General features: G+C 45.2%; 20 protein-coding genes. 5 read left to right on the top strand and 15 right to left on the bottom strand.

Going from position 1 to position 23483, the window contains the following annotated elements:
• Nucleotides 1–194: 194 nt before the first annotated feature.
• From B5X77_RS04540 to B5X77_RS04505, 8 genes are all read right to left on the bottom strand, one after another.
• A complete protein-coding gene (locus B5X77_RS04540; RefSeq protein WP_079505520.1) occupies nt 195–1748 on the bottom strand; it encodes a fumarate hydratase in 1554 nt (517 codons plus the stop codon).
• Between the two features lie 318 nt (nt 1749–2066).
• Nucleotides 2067–2270 carry an SE1561 family protein gene (locus B5X77_RS04535; protein WP_306807287.1) on the bottom strand — a complete coding sequence of 68 codons (204 nt, stop codon included), beginning with the start codon at nt 2268–2270 and terminating at the stop codon, nt 2067–2069.
• Between the two features lie 188 nt (nt 2271–2458).
• Nucleotides 2459–4144 carry a gamma-glutamyltransferase gene (ggt, locus tag B5X77_RS04530; RefSeq protein WP_079505516.1) on the bottom strand — a complete coding sequence of 562 codons (1686 nt, stop codon included), beginning with the start codon at nt 4142–4144 and terminating at the stop codon, nt 2459–2461.
• 133 nt (nt 4145–4277) lie between these two features.
• On the bottom strand, nt 4278–5072 hold the full coding sequence (locus B5X77_RS04525) for a YtxH domain-containing protein (protein WP_079505514.1): 795 nt from the start codon (nt 5070–5072) through the stop codon (nt 4278–4280).
• A 183-nt stretch (nt 5073–5255) separates the two neighbouring features.
• Entirely contained in the window at nt 5256–6086 is an 831-nt protein-coding gene (locus B5X77_RS04520) for a YfkD famly protein (RefSeq protein ID WP_079505512.1), read from the bottom strand.
• Between the two features lie 141 nt (nt 6087–6227).
• Complete coding sequence (locus tag B5X77_RS04515; protein ID WP_079505510.1) at nt 6228–6845, bottom strand: YczE/YyaS/YitT family protein; 618 nt, start codon at nt 6843–6845, stop codon at nt 6228–6230.
• A 175-nt stretch (nt 6846–7020) separates the two neighbouring features.
• The gene (gene cax / locus B5X77_RS04510) at nt 7021–8082 is read right to left on the bottom strand and encodes a calcium/proton exchanger (protein ID WP_079505508.1); all 1062 of its coding nucleotides are present in this window, start codon (nt 8080–8082) and stop codon (nt 7021–7023) included.
• Nucleotides 8083–8219: 137 nt separating this feature from the next.
• The gene (locus B5X77_RS04505; protein ID WP_079505506.1) at nt 8220–8603 is read right to left on the bottom strand and encodes an OsmC family protein; all 384 of its coding nucleotides are present in this window, start codon (nt 8601–8603) and stop codon (nt 8220–8222) included.
• Between the two features lie 162 nt (nt 8604–8765).
• Between B5X77_RS04505 and B5X77_RS04500 the strand changes: the two genes are divergently transcribed.
• A complete protein-coding gene (locus B5X77_RS04500) occupies nt 8766–9944 on the top strand; it encodes an MFS transporter (RefSeq protein WP_079505504.1) in 1179 nt (392 codons plus the stop codon).
• 15 nt (nt 9945–9959) lie between these two features.
• Here B5X77_RS04500 and B5X77_RS04495 read toward each other — a convergent pair whose 3' ends face one another.
• Nucleotides 9960–10898: a DMT family transporter gene (locus B5X77_RS04495; protein WP_079505502.1), complete on the bottom strand. Its 939-nt coding sequence runs from the start codon at nt 10896–10898 to the stop codon at nt 9960–9962.
• 184 nt (nt 10899–11082) lie between these two features.
• Between B5X77_RS04495 and B5X77_RS04490 the strand changes: the two genes are divergently transcribed.
• Nucleotides 11083–13002 carry a heavy metal translocating P-type ATPase gene (locus tag B5X77_RS04490; RefSeq protein WP_079505500.1) on the top strand — a complete coding sequence of 640 codons (1920 nt, stop codon included), beginning with the start codon at nt 11083–11085 and terminating at the stop codon, nt 13000–13002.
• A 542-nt stretch (nt 13003–13544) separates the two neighbouring features.
• Here the strand turns inward: B5X77_RS04490 and B5X77_RS04485 are convergent.
• Both B5X77_RS04485 and B5X77_RS04480 read right to left on the bottom strand, forming a co-directional pair.
• Nucleotides 13545–14360: a YihY/virulence factor BrkB family protein gene (locus B5X77_RS04485; protein WP_079505498.1), complete on the bottom strand. Its 816-nt coding sequence runs from the start codon at nt 14358–14360 to the stop codon at nt 13545–13547.
• A 50-nt stretch (nt 14361–14410) separates the two neighbouring features.
• Complete coding sequence (locus B5X77_RS04480) at nt 14411–14773, bottom strand: hypothetical protein (RefSeq protein WP_079505496.1); 363 nt, start codon at nt 14771–14773, stop codon at nt 14411–14413.
• A gap of 307 nt (nt 14774–15080) precedes the next feature.
• Between B5X77_RS04480 and B5X77_RS04475 the strand changes: the two genes are divergently transcribed.
• The 3 genes from B5X77_RS04475 (at nt 15081) to B5X77_RS04465 (ending at nt 17193) form a co-directional block, all read left to right on the top strand.
• Complete coding sequence (locus B5X77_RS04475) at nt 15081–16436, top strand: alanine/glycine:cation symporter family protein (protein ID WP_079505494.1); 1356 nt, start codon at nt 15081–15083, stop codon at nt 16434–16436.
• Nucleotides 16437–16530: 94 nt separating this feature from the next.
• Nucleotides 16531–16755, top strand: a complete 225-nt coding sequence (locus tag B5X77_RS04470) for a DUF1128 domain-containing protein (RefSeq protein WP_079505492.1) — start codon at nt 16531–16533, stop codon at nt 16753–16755.
• A gap of 123 nt (nt 16756–16878) precedes the next feature.
• On the top strand, nt 16879–17193 hold the full coding sequence (locus B5X77_RS04465; protein WP_079505490.1) for a hypothetical protein: 315 nt from the start codon (nt 16879–16881) through the stop codon (nt 17191–17193).
• Nucleotides 17194–17537: 344 nt separating this feature from the next.
• On the opposite strand, the gene B5X77_RS04460 is transcribed toward B5X77_RS04465, so the two are convergent.
• The 4 genes from B5X77_RS04460 to B5X77_RS04445 all read right to left on the bottom strand — a co-directional run bounded on the left by B5X77_RS04460 (nt 17538) and on the right by B5X77_RS04445 (nt 23468).
• Nucleotides 17538–18122: a molecular chaperone TorD family protein gene (locus tag B5X77_RS04460; RefSeq protein ID WP_176167232.1), complete on the bottom strand. Its 585-nt coding sequence runs from the start codon at nt 18120–18122 to the stop codon at nt 17538–17540.
• Nucleotides 18123–18187: 65 nt separating this feature from the next.
• Nucleotides 18188–21286, bottom strand: a complete 3099-nt coding sequence (locus tag B5X77_RS04455) for a molybdopterin-dependent oxidoreductase (protein ID WP_079505486.1) — start codon at nt 21284–21286, stop codon at nt 18188–18190.
• Nucleotides 21276–22568, bottom strand: coding sequence for an NrfD/PsrC family molybdoenzyme membrane anchor subunit (gene nrfD, locus B5X77_RS04450; RefSeq protein WP_079505484.1), 1293 nt, complete (start codon nt 22566–22568; stop codon nt 21276–21278). Before nrfD ends, B5X77_RS04455 begins: the two co-directional genes overlap by 11 nt.
• A gap of 12 nt (nt 22569–22580) precedes the next feature.
• A complete protein-coding gene (locus B5X77_RS04445) occupies nt 22581–23468 on the bottom strand; it encodes a 4Fe-4S dicluster domain-containing protein (RefSeq protein ID WP_079505482.1) in 888 nt (295 codons plus the stop codon).
• Between the last annotated feature and the right edge of the window lie 15 nt (nt 23469–23483).

Raw genomic sequence — 23483 nt, 5'->3', positions numbered from 1 at the left:
GCAGATAAAAAAAATTCTTGAAAGTAAATATCATTTTGGCAAAAGAGAAAGGTATCTCGAAAAAATCATAAAACTGCGGAAAAGAAATAATTTGAAAAATAGCGATCAATGGTTAGGAGAGGTCAGTTAATGTGGAGTAAAAACAGTTGAAAACAGAAAGGAGACTTGCCGATAATAGCAAGCCTCCCAATGCATTATTTATACACTCGATCAGCGAATTGCGCCAATTTTTCAAGTGATGATTTTTCTACGTCCTCGTGCAGGCTGTTGCCATGAGAATCCATTGTAACGACTGCTGTGAAACCTTCGACATTGAGATGCCACATTGCTTCAGGAATTCCGAAATTCATCAGGTCTACACCTTCAACGGATTTGATACGGTCAGCATAGTACTGCGCAGCCCCGCCGATGGCATTCAGGTAAACGCCGCCATGATCCTTCAAGGCAGCAAGCGTCTTCTTGCCCATTCCGCCTTTTCCAATGACAGCACGGATTCCGAACTTCTTCATGATGTCTCCCTGATAAGGCTCCTCGCGAATGCTTGTTGTCGGCCCGGCTGCCTTTACATGCCAGTTTCCTTCTTCGTCCTTCAGCATGACAGGACCGCAGTGATAAATGACCTGGCCATTCAAATCGACAGGTGCGTCATGGTCTGTAAGATACTTATGGATTGCGTCGCGGCCTGTGTACATCCTGCCATTGATCTGGACAACATCTCCGACTTTAAGCTCTCGGATTTGTTCCTCTGTGATAGGAGCGGTTAATGTTATAACGTTCTGTTCAGCAGTCGCTTCAACAGCTGCGGCAATTTCCTGTGCAGCAGGCTGGGAGAAGTCAATTTTCTCGCCTTCCTGGTACATCCATTCCTTGATTTCCCCTGTTTCAGGATTCACAGCAACGCCAAGGCGGCGGTATGCCCAGCAGTTATATGCAACTGATACATAAAAGCTGGCAGGAATACGGTTCATGACACCGATTTTGCAGCCAAGAAGCGTTGTTTCGCCGCCAAAGCCCATGGTTCCAATCCCAAGCTTATTCGCATTTTCCATTACGTATTCTTCAAGGTTTCTAAGGTCCGGATGCGGGTTGACATCGTCCACGGTACGGAATAATTGCTCTTTTGCAAGGTCATATCCTGAAGAACGATCTCCGCCAATCCCAACGCCGATGAAGCCTGCGCTGCAACCTTGTCCCTGTGCCTGGTAGACTGAGTGCATGATGCACTTGCGGATACCGTCCAAATCTCGTCCGGCACGTCCCAGCCCTTCCAGTTCAGCCGGAAGACTGTACTGGATATTTTTATTTTCACAGCCGCCGCCCTTTAAAATCAGACGTGCATCAATATAGTCTTTTTCCCATTGCTCAAACTTTATAACAGGCGTTCCGCCGCCAAGATTGTCGCCGCTGTTGTCACCTGTCAATGAATCCACAGAGTTAGGGCGCAGTTTGCCATCCTTAGTTGCCTGTGCAATCGCGTTATAGATTGCCGTTTTGATCTCGAGCTGGTTTACACCAACCGGAGTCTTGATTTTAAAAGTTGGAAGACCAGTATCCTGGCAGATTGGCGAAACTTTGTCATCCGCCATTTTTATGTTATTCGTGATCGTATCAAGGCTCATCGCTGAACGGGTTCCTGCGTTTTCACGCTCCGCTGCCGCTTTGATCGCTCTGCGAACATCCTTGGGCAGGTTGGTGGAAGTTTCAACAACCAGCTGGTACATGCTTTCCTGGAACTTTTCAATATTCATCTTTTTACCCCTCTCCCCTTGTATGGCTGTATCTATATGTGAAAATTTTATAACAATTTCTCCGATACCATTATACTCCTATAATCTCTCTATTTAAAGATGAAAAGTGGAATCGTTTACACACAGAATAGCGCAAGCGCCTTGGTCAGCCCCGACAAGCGCTGGAGGGCCTGACAGTGAGGTCGCTCTTTGACTTCATTGGCAGGACCGAAGCGTCTCGAGGGGCTAGGCGCTGGAGCTGGAAAAAGAATAGCGCAAGCGCTTCGGACAGCTCCAGACAGATGCATGCACAAAAAAGAGACCTCATATAAAGGTCCCTTACAAATCACGATTTTTAAATTCTCGGCATTTAGCATCCATTTCTTCGACAATCTGGATCATGCGGTCGATATCATCTAGATCGGCTTCTTCCGGATCAATTGCTTCTAGCAATTCGGCAAACATATCCAAACGCTGTTTCAGGAATACAACCTGTGTATTCTTATCATTAATCGGGTTTCCCAACATACTCGCTCCTTTCACTATCGTTAACATCCTACCTAAAAATGGGCGGGTGTGCAATGATTTTCAAAAAGCCTTACTGATTGCAGTTCGTGCAAAATTCATTGGTTATTGGATAGTATTCCCCCTAACCAATGGGTTTGCACAGGCTATTTCAGGAAAAAACATATTTAAAAACAGGCTGAACTATTTCAGCCTGCTTTACGATCTTATTCATCCAGCCCTGTTGCTTTGCCTTCCCGGCTGGAATCTGCGGCACCATAGAGGATGCCTTTCTCTCGATCAATTTTGATAGCCTGGACATTACCAATCGGGAATGGTCCGTCGGCGAATTCAAAGCCCCTGGATTCCATTTCACCTTTCGCTTCCATGCTGATTCCTGACTCCCAGCCAATCAGCGGGCCTGTACTATTGAAAATTCTCGGCTCCTCGATTGCTTCTTTAAGATCCATTCCGAAATCAAGCACATTGACCAATGTCTGGAAAACTGAGCCAACGATCGTAGGCCCTCCCGGGGAACCGAGTGTCAAAACCGGCTCATCATCCTTGAACACGATTGTAGGCGTCTTGCAGCTGACAGGACGCTTGCCTGGCTGGATTTCATTCAATCCGCCTGGAACAGCATCAAAATCTGTCAGCTCATTATTTAAAACAAACCCATAATCCTTAACCATGATCCCTGACCCAAAGGGATGTTCAACGGTGGAAGTACAAGCAACGATATTGCCCCACTTGTCCATTACCGTAAAGTGGGTTGTTTCACTTCTTTCCCTATCAGGCTCAAAAGGCTGACGCACAATATTAATTTCATTACCACCTGAATAAGCCCAAGGATTTCCAAAATCGATTGCATCATTTCTTCGTTCCCAATTAATCAATTTCCTTCGTTCAGAAAGGTACTCCTCATTCAGCAATCCTTTTAGCGGTATGTCCCCAAATTCAGGGTCACCTGAAAAGGCAATTTTATCGGTAAAAGCAATCCTCATCGCTTCAGTAAATAAGAAATACTTCTCCCATGATTTCACATCATACTTGCTAAGATCAAAACCTTCGAGGATTTTCAAAATCTGCAGCATCGTAATCCCGCCGGCACTTGGCATGTTGGAAGAAGCAATTTTGTATCCTCTGTAGCTCCCCCATACTGGCTCATCGATAGAGATTTCATATTCCTTCAGATCAGACATCTCCATGATTCCGCCAAGCTCTTTTAGTGTAGAAATAATAGCTTCCCCAATTTCCCCTTCATAGAACGCTTCTATGCCATCACGCTGAAGGACCCGGAACGTTTTCGCCAGGTGTTCCTTCTGGTAGACATCCCCTTCCTTAAGCGACTTCCCGCCCGGCATGAATAATTCCTTTGCATGATCACCGAGTCGGTGGTCGAATGTATTTAGGATTTCTTCCATGACCCAATTGACCTCTACACCTTTCTCTGCAGCCTGCGCAGCAGGTTCGATCAATTCAGCAAGCGGCTTGGTCCCATATTCCTTCCTTGCCGCCTCCATTGCTTTCAATATTCCTGGTACACCCACGCCGATTCCATGCGTGGATCGTTTTTGGAATGGGATGACTTCCCCTTTTTCATCTAAAAACAGTTTTGGATGCGCAGCTTTTGGTGCTCTAGTATGTCCATCAAAGATTTTCGTCGTCTTGCTTTCCGCATGATAGACCATGAAAAATCCACTGCCTCCAATACCAGTCATCATCGGTTCCCCGACATTTAACCCGAATTGAATGGCAATCGCGGCATCGATGGCATTCCCGCCTTCACGCAGTATTTTTTCCGCTGCATTGGTAGCGATGGGATGCGCCGAAGCAGCCATTGCTATTTTACCTGTTGCAGTTTCTCTATCATAATCACACCTGTCTGAGCGCGGTTTAAATTGCTTATCCATTGACATTTCCTCCTAAATTAACTCGTACTAATTAATACCCGCCAAACAAAATTAAGAAACAACCAAATATATGGGAGACCTGACAGCAAAAAACCAGCCCTGTAGACCAGGACTGGTTTTAATTTCGCCCATATTAGCGATTGTTATCATTTCTTTGGTTTTCCGGTGATACCGTGAAGGTGTTTGAGGTATTTCCAAGTCCTGTTGTATCAGTCGGTTGGCTCTTCATCCCAGTTGCATACGTGTCAGAACCCTGACTTGACCCAGAGTATGAAGATCCAGAATCAGTTGCAGAATTGACAACCGGGTTGTCCATCGCTACAGAACCTGCTTCCTTCACTTTTGATCCAACCTCCTTGAGCTCTTCCTTGGCATTCATTACGGTTTGCACAGCATCAGAGGAATTGGACTTTGCCTCATTCATCTTGCTGAACACATCCTCATTCAGGCGCTGGTAAAGGTTTTGAGCATCACTGATTGCTTCTTTTAAAATGCTGGAAGCTTCCCTGAAGCTGCTCATCATTTGCTCCTTTACATCAGAAGGGTTGTTCTTTACTTCACTGATGACATTCATTGACGTATCTTTTGCATTTACTGCCTTATCCTTAACTTTTGTGCGAGTGTTTGAGTCAAGCATTGCCATCGCACCGCCGATTGCAGCTCCGATAAGCACACCTTTCATCAGCTTGCTGTTTGAAGAGCTTGAGCTGCTTGAGCTTCCAACAGCATAGCTGCTGGAGTATCCGCCCATCGAAGAATTGTTGGAATAAGAATCTCCGGAATTTGTGCTTGCATAGGTTGTTGTTCCAGTTGTTGTATCATATGATGCATTCTCCGTTGAAGAAGTGTACATATTGTTGTTCAAGTTGTAAGAGTTTGAATTGGTGCCCATTGAATTTTGGTTGTTAGAAAGAATATTGTCAGACATAATTTATTTCCTCCTTAATTTTTGGTGAGTTATTTTGTTATGCCTATCTAATTCCCGGTACGGACAAGCGTTAAACAGGATATATCTACCTTTTGTCAAGAGGAAAAAATTACTAACAACTAATAAAAAAAGCCTGGTTCCTTTAAAAGATACCAGGCTAGCTTCGTTCCTATCTAATTCATTTTACCTCGGACGCTCACTGGAAACGAAACCGAAGCTTATATGGTCTTGAACCGGGATCCAGGCCCCGATTCCCTGGGAAACGACATTTTTGACGACGATGAATTTCTTGCTGCCTTTAAGCATCAGGTAAACCTCGCCGTATGTCACCTTCCCCTTTTCATTGATCGCTGGTGCATATGCATAAAGGTAGCCGAGGCGCTTAGGCTGGATATTATAGATATGATCCTTTTTTGTACCAGCACCGACAATCGTTTCAAACGCAAGCGGCAATCCAGTTTTCTTGGCTGCTTTTAACAGCATCATTTTTTGAACATCTTCCGCGTTTTTGATTTTCGCAGTCAGGCCGCCTTTCACTACCTTCTGCTGCTCCTGTACATAATGGATTTGATAAATAGCATTTCCACCACGGTTATCAAAATAGTTCGTATTGATTTTCTGGAATTCCCAGTTAGGTGAGGTTTCAGCTGATTCGTAACTCAACGGCCATTCTCCAAGATAAACAATCGCGCGGTATCCGATGGCAAATGGAGTGCTGTTAATTGAAGTTTCATTCAGCATCCGAATCAAGTCAGGATTCTCAATTTTCACTTTTGACGTTTTGATTAAATTCTTTGTCAGCTCACTTGGCTGTAGGAACGGCAGATCTTCAGTCGGATTCGGATAAGTATTATCCTTTGTGATGTTCATGACTGAACCCGGAATCACATACTTCGATTTCTCCTCCTGCTTTTGCTGCGGAGTTCCTTTCTTCCCTTCCTCGGCAAAACCAACTGCTAGAATGGACATAATGAAAACCATCGACAATACAAGGATAGCTGATGCTTTTTTCATCGGTGTAATACTCCTTTCACTACAGGAAACTTTTAAGTTTGTTCATAGTGTTTTCGGAGTTCCGTCAGTTTATCCATAGTTTTTGCGTAAAAAAAGAGGCACTGCTGATTGAGCAAGTCCTCTTGGTTTTTTATATAAGATTTATCTGGCAGAGGTGAGCAGCTTATTATACAATTTCTCACAATAAGGATAGAACAATTGAATTAGCGGCCCGATTGCGAAGGTCACTATCAATGTCCCAATTCCAATCGGTCCTTTGAAAATGAAGGCTGCTGACAGAGCGATCACTTCTCCCAGCGTTTTCGCTGCCATTAAATTCAAATTGAACCGTTCCCTTAGCGCCATCATGAAATTGTCGATTGGAATCAATGGAAATTTCGGCTGCAAATAGACTGCGAGACCAAAACTCAGTGCAGTCATTCCAATCAGGAATACCCCAAATTGCTTTCCATACCCTGAAACCGCCAAATCATCCAGGACACGCAACAGCCAGAAATCAATCAGCAAACCTGTAATGAGCAAAGTGATGACCGCGGCAATATCCGGTCGTCTTTTTACCAGAGACGCATTAATGAATATCATGATAATTCCTACAATGACAACCCAGCTGCCAGGTGTCAGGCCTACAGTTTTCGAAAGGCCAACATTGAGAGCATCCCACGCGCCTGTCCCCAGCCCAGCTTTAATAGTCATCGAAATTCCGAAAGAAAGAATCGTTAACCCGATGATGAAAAATAGAGTGCGATAAACAAAAGCCATAGTCCTTATTCTCCTTCTTCAAAACCTTCTTTTGGACATTGTCATCGTTTTTCAATCCTGACATGTCCATAATCAGCCCATGACTGTTAAATCATAGCTGTTCCAATTAAACTGCCTTTTTACAGCGAAAAAAGAACCCTGTCCTCCCGGAACAGAGTTCATATTTTCTATTATATTAAAGCAAGTAAAATCCAATACCCATTATAACATAGGCACCCAACAGTGTAAGCCCCTCAAACCAATTTGTTTCTCCGTCGTTGGCAATACTGATGGACAGAAGCACGGCAACTGCCATCGACACCATTTCTGGCATTGAGAACACTAGCGGCATACTCGTTTCAAACATCAAAGAAATCAAAACTAGTACTGGTGCAACAAACATTGCGACCTGTAAAGTTGACCCTACGGCAATTTCTACAGCGATGTCCATTTTGTTTTTATAGGCCATGATGATGGCTGATGCGTGTTCTGCTGCATTCCCTACAATCGCCACGATAATGACCCCGATAAATAATTCAGACCAGCCGAAAGATTCACCGACAGTCTCAAAAGTGTGAACCAGATTCTCGGCAACGTACGCAACAGCAACGGTTGCAGCTAGCAGAATGCCAATTGCTTTGCCTTTGCTCCATTCCGGTTCTTCCTCATGATGCACGGTTCCTTCCTCAGTTTTTGGCTGGTAAACGCCTCTGTGGGTGACAAGCTTAAAAAATAATGCGGCCAGATACAACGCAATCAAGATAATGGAGATCCCCACACTCAAGCTGATGGTCTTGCTTTCGTTCATATCCATCGCAAACACTTCAGGAATGACGAATGCGACAATGACTGCAAACATTAAAAGTGCTGAGTTATGCCGAGCGTCATAGACGTTGAAATGCTGGCGTTTAAACTTCAGTCCTCCTATAAAAAAGGAAAGCCCAGCCACCAGCAGCAGGTTGCCAAGAACAGAACCTGTCAGTGATGCAAGGACTACGCCGATTAACCCGGCTTTTAATGCGAAAATCGAAATGATCAATTCCACCGCGTTCCCGAAGGTCGCATTAAGCAGACCGCCAATCCTTGGCCCTGCCACAACTGCCAGACTTTCGGTCGCCCTGCCCATATAGCTGGCAAGTGCGATGATTGTCAAACAGTAAATAATAAATAACAAAACACTCGACCAATGCAGCAGAGTTCCGATAACAGATAACGGAACACCAACGAACGTTAAAATCATAAAAATCTTGTTTGCCATAGTCTAATCCTTTCTAAGTTGTTATTGTTTTCAATATCTGTACCCCTTATAGTCCATTGTTAGTCACTTTATGCAAAAGTCCCTAAAGGAATGAAGGTGATCGATAAAAAACAAAATCTTTGAAGGGGGCAGAAGCATTATACGATTTCAAACGTTTCCTCGATTTCAATGCTTCCCTGAACTGATTGGACCATTGAACAGTTTTTCCTTGTCAGCACCATTGCCTTCTCGATTTTCTTTTCATCAAGATTGTTTCCGGAAATGCGGAAATGTACGGTAATTTTGCTCACTCTATTGGCTTCTTCCTCAACTCGTTCTGCATCAGCCTTAATATGGATATCCTCGATTTCCATCCTCATTTTTTCCAAAACCTTACGGAGGACTCCGCCGCTGCAGATTGCCACTGATGAAACTAATAGTTGATATGGCCTGAATCCATATTCTTCATCACCTGCAATATCCAGTCTCCCAAAACCTGTTTCTGTATAGAAACCAACATCAGGTTTCATTTTAAATTCCATTAGACTCTCTCCTTAAACACAATTTTTTAAATAGCAATATTTCCCTGATAATAAAGAGGTTACACTATTTTACCTGCTATTTGAAAGAAAAAAACCGTTGCACATAAAATTTTATATCGTTAACATCAAAAGAGTACTAACTACTCAGGGAGACTTTAAATCATGAATATAAGCACTAAACTTCGTTTCTGGATCCTGGTCAGCATCGTGGCCATCTCGGGGTTTTCCCAGGGAATGCTGCTGCCATTGGTTGCAATTATCTTTGAACAGGATGGTGTGTCATCATCCATGAATGGCTTACATGCAACAGGATTGTATATCGGGATCTTGATTGCATCCCCATTGATGGAAGCGCCGCTTCGCAGATTTGGCTACAAGCCCATCATTCTCATCGGCGGCTTTCTAGTAGCGGTTTCGCTGGCGTTCTTTCCCTTATGGAAGTCCTTCTGGTTCTGGTTTGTTCTAAGACTGGCCATCGGGATTGGCGACCATATGCTTCATTTTGCCACTCAGACATGGATCACATCCTTTTCGGCAAGAGATCGACTCGGAAGGAATATCTCCATCTATGGTTTATTTTTCGGGTTGGGATTTGCTGCTGGTCCATTAATGATTGGTTTTGTAAAAATAAATACCGCGCTGCCATTCATCATTTCATCTGCTATCAGCCTGATTGCCTGGCTGACTGTATGGCTGCTCCATAACGAGCGTCCTGAAAATGATACGGACAGTGTTTCTTTCTTCGGTACAATGAAGAGATTTAGAAAGGTTTTCAAGTATGCCTGGGTCGCCTTCCTGCCTCCCTTTGGCTACGGTTTTTTGGAAGCCAGTCTAAACGGAAATTTCCCAGTGTACGCAATGAGATCGGGAATTGGCGTCGATACTGTTGCACTCCTGCTGCCTGCTTTTGCTATTGGGGGAATCCTCTCACAGCTTCCGCTTGGGATCCTAAGTGATAAGCTCGGCCGGCGAAATGTATTGATCACCGTAACCCTGTCCGGCTTCCTCTCGTTCACGGCAGCCGGATTGCTCGAGAACTCGACCACTGGCCTGCTCATCTGTTTCTTTTTAGCCGGGATGGTTGTAGGATCGACTTTTTCCCTCGGAATCAGTTATATGGCCGACTTGCTGCCAAAACAGCTTCTTCCGGCTGGCAATCTGATGTGCGGCATCTTCTTTAGCTTTGGGAGCATCAGCGGTCCGTTTATTGGGGGGCTGGCCATTCAATGGCTAAAAGGGATCAGTTTCTTCTACATCATCAGTACGATGCTGCTGTTGATATTCATCGCCCTGGTTGCTTTTCGCCAGGAATCACCTGAACAACAGATAAAATCCGCATGATGAAAACAGCCTCCCCTATTTCGCAGGGAGGCTGTTTTTTTTCCGTGCAGGCCGGTTCACAAGAACGATTCCGGCCACAACCAGTATCAGGCCAGCTATGACAAAATAATGGAGCGCTTCATCAAGGAGCATGGAGGATAATAACACCCCGAATACCGGCACCAGGAACAGGTAGAGCGATACCTTGCCAACCTGATTGTATTTCATGACATTATTCCATAATATGAAACCAGTAGCGGACAGGAAAGCCAGGTAGAGAAGTATCAAACCGGACTTGAGGTCAAAATCAAACGGTACCAGTCCGACTGTGAAAGCACCGATTGCAATCAGCCCCAGGGCACCTAAAATCATCTGATAAGCAGTCAGATAAATGACCTCCATTTTACCGCTTCCCTGTTTAGCTAGGATATTGCCGTATGCACCGGCCAACATTGCGCCCATCAACAAAATTTCGCCAATCCCAAAGTGAATTTCGTATTCCCCGTTCGGCCAGTTCGCAAAAACAACTCCGGTAAAGCCGATCATCAATCCTGCAACCTTCAAACGGCTCATTCTGTCATCCGGGTACAGGAAATGCGCCAGGAGGATCTGGAAGAATGAAGTCGTACCAGCAATGATCGATCCCTGTATTCCCGTTGAGTAGCTTAGCCCGATATAGAAAAGGACATATTGGAGGAACGTCTGGAACAGACCTATTTTTAAAAGAGGCTTGATTGTTTCTGGCCTGAATTTCATATTCCGCTTTAAGAGCAAGAACAAAATCAGGATCAGCAGCCCGGCAAGCAGGAAGCGGTAGCCTGCAAACAGCATTTGCTCGCCGATTTCATTCGGCTTGATGTCAAGGCTTCCATAACTCAATTTTATAAATGGGAACGCACTCCCCCACAGGAAAGTCGCCCCTGCTGCCGATACAACGATACCAAGCGGGTGGGTAAAAAATTCTTTAGTTGTCATCCATCTTTCTCCTTAGACAATCGCATTATTCTTTCAAAAAGCATATATTGTATGGTAACATAATAGTTAACTCAATATGTATCATTTGCTCTGGCTTTTCGCTGTCACCGTTATGGTGGCAGCTTTCGTGTTTTTTAGGGGTATTGATTGTGATTATTACTATCAATTGGAGGAGGAGAAAGGGATGGCACATGGAGCTAATGCATTAGCAAAGCCAAACTCGGTTCCAGAAGGGAATTTTTTTGAAAAAGTCAAACCTCACGCAGAATTGATTGCCGCCGCCATCAGTGGGATCCTGATAGCGGCTGGATGGATTCTGGGTAAAGCAGACTCACAAACAGTGTCGGTCATTGCTTTTATCCTCGCATATGTTATTGGCGGTTTTGCTAAAGCGAAGGAAGGCATCGAAGCGACTATCGAGGAAAAAGAATTGAATGTTGAGATGCTGATGATTTTTGCAGCGATCGGCTCAGCAATCATTGGTTATTGGACGGAAGGCTCCATTTTGATTTTCATTTTTGCGATGAGCGGCGCACTTGAAACGTATACGATGAACAAAAGTCATAAGGAAATCTCCTCATTGATGGAGCTGCAGCCTGAGGAAGCTTTAAGAATCACAAATGGAGTCGAACAAAGAGTCCATGTTTCGGAACTGAAAATCGGCGACTTGATTTTAGTTAAACCGGGTGAAAGAATTCCGTCAGACGGAAAAATTGCCAGAGGCCAGACAACGATTGACCAGGCTGCGATTACCGGGGAGTCCATCCCTGTTTCTAAGGATGCCGGGGATGACGTTTTTGCAGGCACTGTAAACCTGACTGGTTCACTCACTGTCGAAATCACCAAATCAAATGAGGAAACATTGTTTCAGAAAATCATTCAGCTGGTCCAGAATGCGCAGAGTGAGAAATCTCCTTCACAGCTATTCATAGAACGTTTTGAAGGGACTTATGTAAAAGTCGTTCTCGCCGTAGTTGTGCTGATGATGTTTGTTCCTCATTTCCTCCTGGGCTGGAGCTGGACTGAAACCTTTTACCGGGCAATGATTTTACTCGTCGTCGCATCACCATGTGCCCTCGTTGCGTCCATCATGCCCGCAACTTTGTCAGCCATATCAAACGGAGCAAAGCATGGAATTCTATTCAAAGGCGGCGTCCATTTGGAAAATCTCAGCCATCTTAAAGCAATTGCCTTCGATAAAACAGGGACACTGACAAAGGGCAAACCGGAAGTGACAGATGTGATTGTTGCTGATGGTTTGAATTCAGATGAAGTACTGCTTAAGGCAGCGTCGATTGAGAGCCACTCCAATCACCCACTGGCAAATGCGATTGTAAAGCACGCCAGGGAACAGCTTGGAAAGGAATTGCTGCATCCAGAAAGCATTGAGGATGTTTCCGGGTGGGGCGTAAAAGCCCATTTTGAAAAGGAAGACTGGAAAATAGGCAAAGCTGACTTTGTCGGCAGGTCTGCAGCAGAAGCCTTCAATGGCGGAGCAGCAGTGCAGCTTGCTTCGCACGGAAAGACAATCGTTTTTATCGAGCGGAACGGCCAGCTTGCCGGACTGATCGCCCTTAAGGATGTGGTCCGCGAAGAAACGAAACAGGCAATCGACCTGCTGAAATCGGAAGGCATTTACACAGTCATGCTGACAGGGGATAGCCAGAATACCGCAAAAGCCATTGCTTCCGAGAGCCATGTCGAAGGATATATAGCCGAATGCCTTCCGGAAACAAAGGTCGAGGAATTAAAAAGGCTGAGAGAGGACCACGGCCAGGTTGCCATGGTCGGTGACGGCATTAACGACGCTCCGGCCCTCGCTACCGCCAACGTAGGGATCGCCATGGGTGAAGGTTCAGATGTCGCCCTCGAAACAGCCGACGTCGTCCTCATGAAAAACGATTTGCCTAAGATTGCCGAGGCCATCAACTTATCACGCCGAATGAACCGGATTGTCAAACAGAATATTGTCTTCTCGATATTGGTGATCATGGTTCTGATTGCATCAAACTTCCTGCAGCTGCTCGACCTGCCATACGGCGTCATCGGCCACGAAGGAAGCACCATTCTTGTCATATTGAATAGCTTGAGATTACTAAAATAAAGAAAACCCCCGCTTGAACTTCATTCATGCGGGGGGTTTTCTTTCAAATGCCTGGAGATATGAGTTCGATGATGGACTCCTTTTGCTAGAATTGTCTCATTTTTTTTCCGTCATCGACCTGATGACAGACACTTATTCACTGTGTTCACTCAATTTTGTCCATCATCGACCTGTTGACGGACACTTCTTTCCTGGGTTCACTCAGTTTTGTCCATCATCGGCCTGATGACGGACACTTCTTCTCCCGTTTTAACGATTTTTGTCTGTCATTGGCTTCTTCCGTTTTTTTTCATAAAACAAAAGCGCCCTCCGAGTGTGGGCGCATGTACGTTAGTGATATCCGTTTGAACCGTTTGCTGAGCCTGATGTTTTTTGGCTGTGGTTGCTCTTGCCTTTTTGCTTGGTGCTTCCGTCTTTCTTCGTCTTCTTTGCCATCCTGAATTCCCCCTTGGATAAGAAAATGAGGAACATTCCTCTTCTGTATCATTTGCTAAAAGAGCATATGATAACTGAGGTAATTTAAGGATGGAAACCCAACCATATTAGCAGCCCGCTTTCTTTTCACTGTAATAGGCATTGATTTCTCCGCCAATGATAATGATGTACGCGGACAAATAAAGCCAGATCATGAGCACAATAATGGCGCCGATACTGCCATACGTGGCGGTATACGAAGCAAAGTTGCTGACATAATAGGAGAAGCCGAGTGATACGAGCACCCAACCCCCTGTTGCAAAAATGGATCCGGGCACGCCACTGATGCAGGTCAATTTTTTATTTGGTGCAATCCAATATAACCCTAGAAAGACGATAAAAAGGATCAAGATACTAATCAGCCACCGAAGCATATTCCAAACGTAAATGAACTCTTCCTTCAGCCCGAAATTCGCGAACAGCCAGCCGCCGATCTCTTTCCCAAATACAGGTAGGAGCAAAGCGACCAGGAATACAAAAATCATCCCAAACGTCAAAACAATCGCCATCAATCTGCTAACGATAAAAGACCTTGTCTCTTCTACCCGGTAAGCGCGGTTGAACGCCCTCACGATGGCATTGATTCCATTAGAAGCGGACCAAATTGTCGCCAGCAATCCGAATGACAACAGCTTTCCATCTTTTTTCATGATATCCTCCAGGCTGGTCTTGATCAGATCCATTGATTGACCAGGAGCATAATCATCAAAAAAGCCTAGGATGTCCATTTCCGTAATTGGCAAATAAGGAACCAATGTGACCAAAAAGATCAGCATGGGAAACAAGGAAAGCAAAAAGAAATATGCAAGCTGGGCAGCAAGGGCGGGAACATCGTCCTCCTGTATCCTGTGCCACATAAGCCGGAAAAATGAAATATCAATCATTGATTCACCTCTTTATATCGCTTCCCTTGCTGGAGACCATAATTAGTCACTCACTCTTGTCCATCTATATTCCGCTTTGTCTCTCCCGAGGCTGCTATTTTCTTCAGTGATTCTTTCGTCCCCTTCACCAATTCTGTAATCTGGGGCGGGACATCCTTTATTTCTTCAACTTTTTCGGTTATAAAAGCAACATCCTCTGTTACTTGTTCCACTGTTGTCCGCACTTTATTCGCTGTCTCTTTCACGTCTTCGATGAACTCATTTGGATTTTTAACGACATATGCAACTCCGCTAGATATCTTGCTGAAATCTTTTCTTACCGCCTGGCGGGTTGACTTTTCCAAAAGCGTTACCGCTCCCCCAGCCATTGCACCCAAAAACATACCAATCCAAAATTTTTTCGAACTCCCCATATTTCTCCTCCTAATAACTAGCTTTTCATTTTGCAGATATTACATCTCTGCTTCCTACCTAACATTTTCCACGATTGCCATCACTTCATGCAAGCAAGCAGGAAATTTTTTTTGTTCACTTATTACATATCGCTTTAAGAAATCTTAAAAATGAATAACTTTTATTGACGCATGAATCCCTTTGGCTTAAGGAATGAACACATTATTTAATGATTTCCCTAAAGGATATCGCTTGACTTATCACCAATTATCAGAATATTCTTGTTAGTGAACATTTTTCGACGATAATTTTATAAGGGGGTACAACATGTCATTTGTAGATTGGATAGGAAAATTAAGCGGCTGGGTTTGGGGTCCCCCTCTGTTGTTATTACTTGTCGGGACTGGAATTTACCTGACCTTCCGCATTGGATTTCTCCAAGTAAGGCTTCTGCCATACTCACTCAGAATTGCTTTTACCAAAAAACAGGATAAACGGTCTGAGGGGGATATTTCTCATTTCCAGGCTCTGATGACGGCACTTGCAGCAACTGTCGGAACTGGCAATATTGCCGGTGTTGCGACAGCGGTATTCATTGGCGGACCTGGCGCTGTGTTCTGGATGTGGATTACGGCATTTTTCGGGATGGCCACTAAATACGCAGAAGCTGTCCTTGCTGTTAAATACCGCGTTGAAGACAAGGACGGCGAGATGTCCGGGGGTCCGATGTATTATCTTGAACGCGGGCTTGGCCAGAAATGGCTTGGGGTTTTATTCGCATTTTTTGGTGCGATAGCGGCTTTCGGGATCGGCAACATGGTACAGTCAAATTCAGTTGCCAGCGTTGTTCAGTCTACTTTCTCGGTTCCGGGGTGGATTACAGGAATTGTATTGACTCTCTTTACAGCTCTTGCTCTTATTGGCGGAATCAAGAGCATTGGAAAGGTGACTTCCCTATTTGTACCGGTTATGGCGGCATTCTATCTTTTGGCAGGTCTGGCGGTAATGATCATGAATTTTGATCTTGTACCAGCAGCTATTGCACTTATTTTTACTGATGCCTTCACTGGAGAAGCTGTCGCTGGCGGTGCACTCGGAACTGTCATCAGGATGGGTGTAGCCCGCGGCGTTTTCTCCAATGAAGCGGGTCTGGGATCCGCACCAATTGCTGCAGCTGCAGCAAAGACGGACTTGCCTGGACGTCAGGCACTTGTGTCGATGACACAAGTTTTCATTGATACAATCATTATTTGTTCGATTACGGGAATTACAATTGTCATGGGCGGTTTATATACAGGCGATACTACAGCTGCAGACCTGACCTCGGCGACCTTTGAAAAGTTCCTTGGGCAGTCTGGTTCTGTAATTGTAGCGGTTGGACTGTTATTCTTCGCCTCATCGACCATTATTGGCTGGTCTTATTATGGGGAAAAATGCTTCTCCTATCTGTTCAGCAAAAAAGTCGTGCTTTATTATCGAATCGCATATGTCATTGCAGTCTTCATCGGCGCGGTTTCCCAGCTTGAGATTGTTTGGGCTGTTTCCGACGTGATGAACGGCCTAATGGCCTTCCCCAACCTGGTTGGATTACTTGGGTTGTCAGGTGTTGTGGTAGTTGAAACAAGGAAAATTCTGAACGCGATCAAGGAAGAAAAAGAGGAGTCAAAAAGACTTAGTGCGTAATCAAAATTCAGCGTCGCTGGGCGCCGGATTTATAATTGACTTTTTATAACGAACGTGGAAAGATGGTTGTACAACCATTGAAAGGATGAACGGTGTGGACTTAACGAAAAATTCCCCTGAAAACGTTGACTTCATGATAGAGAAAATCAAGGAAAAGTTGAATGTCATGAACCTTGGCGCAATTAAATCGTCGCATTTTGACGGCGATATGTATGAAGAACTGAAAGAAATCTATGAGATGATCATGCGAAAAAATAATTTCAGCCCGAATGAGATGCAAGCAATCGCTGAGGAGCTTGGGAATTTAAGAAAGCAATGATTGGAACAGGCACTGATAAGGTGCCTGTTTTTTTATGGCGAGAAAAATGTCAAAACTTTTTAGTTTCCACTGTGCATATATTGTTATACGATAGTGTTATTAATTTTAAGGGAGGGAGCAACCGTGAAGAAGCTGACTATGTCCGTGTTCAGCCTGTTTATCCTAATCTTACTTGCTCACGGTGCCTTTCCTGCCGAAAAAGTAATAGCTAATGACGCTAAATCAAAAGTCATACTACCCATAGAACAAATCCATGAAGGAATCCCGGGTCCCGATCTGGATGATAAGAAGACCCCCTTCATTCCAAGCACATTCGTCCTTTTATATTTAACAATATCTTACATACTGGTTGGTTCCAGTGTCATTAGGCATGAAAACTCACTCTCTTTCTTGATAGCAGTCTTTTTCCAATCCAATTATGTGATCAAAGCTCCTTGATATAAAAATAAAAATCAAGGAGGAATGATAATATGTGGTTTCGATTCCTGATGATTGGTTTCTTTTCACTGACTGCTGTAAGCTTTATGTTTTATCAGGGCGTAGAGTTTTATCAAGCGTTCATTGATATTTTTAAACAAAATAAGTAAGAAAGAATAGATTCGTAAAGACCAGACGTTTGGTCGATATATTTTTAAATGTGATCGATAAATTTGAGAAAGTGGTCGATATATTCGAATAAGTGGTTGATATGTTCGAATAAGTGGTTGATATGTTCGAATATGTGGTCAATAATCTCAATTATAAAAGGAAACGGTCCTCAAATTTGAGGACCGTTTCTTCTTTTATGCTGCTTCCACCCAGTCTTCACTCATCATTTCTGCATAAAAGCTTAGGAACTCTTTAAAAAATGGATGCTTTATCTTTGTGTCGGCATTGTCGAGCATTGGTTTGAGGACGGGCTTGATGAATCTTTTAAGCACTTCGGCTTCGATTTCTTCAAGCTGCTTAACGTATTCACGGTCGCCATCCTGTTCAGCTTCGATTTCTCCCTGTAAAATAGAACTCAGGAACGCGGTCATACTTCCGAAATGATCTGGGAGCCGATCTTGTTCTAGCGGGAAATAAAAGGCTGTTTTTTCATAAAGGCCGATCAGGCAGAGAAGTTCATGCCTGCGCTCTTCTTCATCTTCACTATTCTTCCTATAAGATGAAAAGTAAGGGGAGACAAAGTGATCTCCTGGTATGAAAAAGTGATTGTCATACCAGAGCTGCACTTCATCCCGATTGTATAAGGAATGGAATGAAAGCTCCTTTCGCATTCCTTCAGGGATTTCCTTCATGAATGTTTCATAGGTATCCCAGTCCCCCAGCCAGATGCTTGTCATGATATTGGCAATCGCCAGCTTTCCATATCGTTCTTCCATCATTGTCTCCACCTTCATTTTCAACAGAAATTTCAGGGGGTGCCCGTCAGGCTTCCCCCCGATGTTTTTTACACTTTTTCTACGTCTACAAATACATCCTGCTGTGCCGGCCCGCCTACAAGGAGGTCGGCCAGATAGCCTTCGAAGTAACTGCCGTCGCGGTCAGACAACGAATTGACTGAGAAACCTTGTCCGCGCGGTTTTGCGTAGCCGGATTCTTCATGGAGCGGTTTGTTAAAATTGTAGCCAGTGTGGCCGTATCTGCCAGCCGGCTCGATTGTTTTGCCATCGACTTTAACTGCCTTTGATCCGTAGGCATCATGGCCGAAGCTGAAGTTCGCGCCGACGACGCCAGGCTTGATTCCTGGGGTGACGAGCGCCCGTCCTTTTACTTTTGCGTTATTGGATGAAATGAAAATCTCATCATCTGTCTTGATGCCTTTTTTCTTGGCATCAATTGGATTGATCCACACATAGTTTTCGGGCTTGATTTCGCGCAGCCAGGCATTGCCTTCAGTACGGTGCGTTGCCATGTTCCTTGATTTCCAGTTGATGAATTGAAGCGGCTTGTTTGGCTTGTAGACTTCTCCGTCGTATGTCTTGATTTCCTCAGCTACCGGGACACCTTCAAAGAACTTGCCTGTGTAGGCACTCTTGAAGCCTGCTGCTTTTTCATCGTAAAAATAAACCTGTTTTGCCCATTGATACTTGAGCTTGTTACCGATATATTCATCACCTGCAGCTTCAAAACGGCCGCCGCGATTCAATACATAGACAACTTTTTTCCATTCTTCCGGTTTGACGGCACTTTTCAGTTTATGGATGTCGAAATATTTACCGAGCGCCTTCTGCCTTGCTTTTTCAAAAATGGCAAGCTCCTCAGCGTTCGCATCGTTAACTGGTTTTTTGCCATCGTACGCAATGTTTGCGACACGCTTCAAGTAGTAGTCCTCAGGTATATTGAGCGCAGATCCATCAACGAATGCTTTTTCTCCTACACCCGGGAGGTCCATAGCCTTCAATAAATCAATGTACACCTGTTCAGTTGGACGTGCGTCAGGAACAATCCTGGTCACCGGCTGGATGAGCCCCGCGAATTTATGCTTCAGTATCGGGAAGATTTCATCGGCGTTCCAGCTTTCTAGATAAGCGAGATCTGGCAGGATAAAGTCAGCGAATTTAGATGTCTCTCCAATCACCGTGTCAGAAGCTACTACCAATTCAACAACTTTTGGATCCCTTATAAACTTTGCCTGCATATCAGAGCGTGGCCCAGCCATGACAGGAGAAGTCCTGTTGATCAGCAAGGCTCTGATTTTGTATGGGTATCCCTCAGCCGCGCTTGGCAATACGTCGTTGATAAGTTTGTTTCCTAATGGATACCACGGGCGTTTAGCTGGATAGCCGTCCTTTGCGAAGAGAGATGTTTTTTCATACGGAACCTTATGGCGCGTAATCGGGATGCCCCAGGCTTCATTCGCATTTGGAATGGAGGCCAGATCATATCGCCCTTCAGTTGCTTTGAACTTTGCTCCGAAAGCAGTGTCCCCGCCCTTCCAGTCATGGTTACCAACCAAATGGTTAAGCATATTGATCGCACGGACACTGTAGTAGCCATTCGCGTGCATGGCCGGGCCGCGGTAGGAATGGATTCCTACTTTCTTTCCATGTGAGGTAAATTCTCGAGCAATCTGGATGACCTGCTCAACAGGTACATCTGCAATCCTCGCATACTCTTCTATCGTTTTTTCCATAACTTTGTCTTTATAAATGCTGAACACGGACTTCACTTTAATGCCATTGAGTGTTGCAGAGACATCAAGTTCTCCATCTGTCGCTTTCGTATGTGGGACCGGTTTGCCATTTTGAATGACGACAAATTCTTCACCGCCAATTCCAAGATCCTGTGCACGTACGAATGGACGCTTTTTATCTCCTACATTGACAAGGAAGGATGCATCACTCCAGGTCGTTTCATCATCCATGTTTGCTGCTTCCTGATTTGGATTTCGAAGATAAGTTTCATCGTATCTGCTGTTTTCGATGATCCACCGCCCCATTGCCATCGCCAATGCACCATCTCCACCTGGCTTAACAGGAACCCAGACATGTGCCTTTTCAGCTGTTTTGCTGAAACGCGGATCGATTACGACAACTTTCATCCCGCGTTCAATCCCATTGGTGATTTGCGGAGCAAAGGTAGTCGGCCCGCGGTTGGCAACCATTGGGTTGGTGCCCCAGATGATGACCATTTCAGCATTTTCGTAGTCTGGTATCAATCTTTGCTTAGGCTTTTCTGAATCGTGTGAGCGGGCATTCCCGACTACACTATTGATTCCACAGTATCCCCCATGGTCGTAATAGTTGGCTGTTCCAAGGCTTCCTCCTGCCAGGCGCTCGATAAATTCCCGTCTGTGACCTGCCATGACAGCAATCTGGTTGGCTTTTGGCCCAAAGTCAGGATGATTTGTATCAATAAGGACATCCTTGTACTTTTTATCAAAATCAGCCTTTGTCATTTCGCCGGCCTTCAGCTTTTCCCAATCGGCCATGACCGCTGCTTCTGGAGCGTATTTCCACATTTCTTTCAACCCTGGAGTACGAAGATCCTTGCTGCCCTCGAGGATTTCCTTGTAAGCCTGATCCCAGCTCACTGTTTTCCAGACACCGCTTCCCCGTTCTCCGACACGCTTAAGCGGCTTCTGAATCCTGAACGCATCATAGTTAGCCTGGATACCGGCTTGCCCTTTCAAACAGGTACGTCCTCCGCGGAGACCGCGTCCCATTTTGGCGACATTACCAGTTCCTTTTACCGCCTGTGATACTGGAGTATCGTAGTTGATATGACCGATTTGCACCATATTGATCGGGCTGTACTGGTTACCGGCAATCTTGCGGACGATGGAGGAATAGGCTCCACCTGCTGCCCCCGCTGTGATATAAGTCTTGATCGTGCATGTGGCATTACATTGCTGGCATGACGTGAAGATGACATTTTCAGCTGTATAGTCCTGATAATCGGTACCGGTGCCGTGCGGCTCATCTGTCCAGACATCGCCCATCACCTGCTTGATTGGCCCAACGAATGCCGGACCGACAAATGCGACAGCCCCAAGTGTCCCTAGCGCTTTTAAAAATCCACGCCGTTTCATTGGTTTATTTTCCATTATGGCTCACCTCGTCAGAAGTTTCTTCGATTGGCAGCAGCAGCTCGCCGAATGAATAGATTAATAGACCCATCGCCACAACGCCGACACTTACCATCCATTCCTTGATGGTTGGTGCGTAGTTGCCCCATGGCAGTTCGTGGAATACTGGCACGACAAGCGGCGGGACAACGATATTAAAGCGTACGCCGATAATCCCGATGACGATCAGGATAGCTGCTGCAAGCAGTGCATTGACGTTATGGCTAGTTTTTTTCCAAAAAACAATCGTGATTGGAATGACTGCCCCAAGGAACATTTGCACAATCCAGAACGACCAGGCTTTCTCACTGGCCATCATTGTTGCCAGCGTATCAAGGTGCTCTGCCTCAAGACCATACCAGCCAATCAGATATTCATAGAATTGAAGGCCAAGGTCGATGATCAGGAAGCCGACCATCAGTTTTGCCAGCGATACAACCATTCCCTGATCAACCGGCTGCTTCTGCACCTTCTTCTTAATGATGTACATTGCCAAAAGGAGGGCAGTTCCCGAAACCATTGCTGATACGACGAAGATGATTGGGAATAAAGCTGTATGCCAGGCCGGGCGTGCTTTTACAACCGCGAAGATGGTACCTGTTCCACCATGCACCCCTAATATTGCCAGCGGAATCCCGATTGTGCCGAGAATTTTCATCCACATATGGTCACGCTTTTTGGTGGCTGCATTGATGGTTGCATTTTTGAACGTGATCAATTTTGCGACAAAGCCTTTCAATGAGTTCGTTTTCGCTGCCCTGACAAGGTCTTCCCTCATCGCGATGTAAAGCTCGACTGCTAAGAGACCGATATAGACGAGATAAAAGTGGACTTCCCAGGCAAGCGGTGAAGTGACATTCCAATAGATGATTGCGTTCAGCATACGCTCAGGACGGCCAAGGTCCATCAAGACGAATGTCAGCGCGACAATCATACAAACAATCGCTGTGAAAAGCGCAGCCTTTCCGACTCTCTCGTATTCTTCCATCCCGAAAACGTAGATCAAGGTTGAAAGCAGAAAGGAACCCGCGCTCAAACCGACGAAGAAAATATAGAAAGCGATCCATGCTCCCCATGGAGTAATACTGGAAAGATTCGTTGCTGCCAGACCTGTGATGAAACGTTCTACGATAAAATACCCGCCTATTAAGAAAGCGATTGTCAGAGCCGATATCCATATTTTAAAAGCTTTTGATACTTGCACATTTATTTTTGTTTTTGATGTACTCTTCTCTTTTAAATCAACAGCAAGATTGGCCATCGCCAGTCCCTCCTATCTTAGGTAAATTACATTCGGATGTGTTCCAAGCTCTTCCTTCAGGCGGAATGCTCTCGGACTTGCAGCAAGCTTCGATACCACACTGTTCGGGTCACTGAGATCACCGAAGAAGCGAGCATCGCCAATGCAGGTTTCCACACATGCCGGCTCTTCGCCTCTTTGCAGCCGGTGGAAGCAGAAGCTGCATTTACGGACCGTGCCAATTGGGGTCTTGCCTTTTTCACGTTTCCCGCGTTCGACCCCGTATTCAGGGCTTGTTACATCATTTGCACCTTGCATTTCCTGTTCATAGCTTTCACCAAAATCAAAGGACCTTGCGCCATAAGGACATGCAACGATGCAATAACGGCAGCCGATGCAGCGGTCATTGTCGATCGCGACAATTCCGTTTTCCATTTTGTAAGTCGCCCTTGTCGGACAGACCTGGGCACAAGCAGGCTTATCACACTGCATACATGGTCTTGGAAGGTTGACTGCCTTGATGTTCGGGAACTCACCTTCCAGCGATTCCATGACGACGTTGTAGGAAATTCCGGGCGGCGTCCTATTCTCCGCCTTACAGCTGACCGTACAAGTATCGCAGCCAACACATTTTTTCAGGTCGATGACCATCGCCCATTTCGGTCCGTCCCCCTTCCTGATGTCTGGACCATCGCCAGAAGCGTAATAGTTGCCGAATTCCTTCGTCAGCGAAGATGAATAGACCTTATGGAAGTCCTCGATTTTCAGTTTGCCGCTGATGACCTTCCTGGCATCGCGTGCCATGTTCAGGCCAAGATCTGTGTCATACTGTGATTCATCCATTTCCTTCTTTGCATCTGGCAGCATTTTGTCGACGATCTTATCGTAATCCACCTTTTTCTCATTTGAAAAAAGACCCATTTTCACTCACCTCTT

It is taken from the genome of Mesobacillus jeotgali, from assembly GCF_900166585.1.
In the GTDB taxonomy this organism is placed as follows: Bacteria; Bacillota; Bacilli; order Bacillales; family Cytobacillaceae; genus Mesobacillus; species Mesobacillus jeotgali_A.
This window is presented reverse-complemented; position numbering and strand designations above follow the sequence as displayed.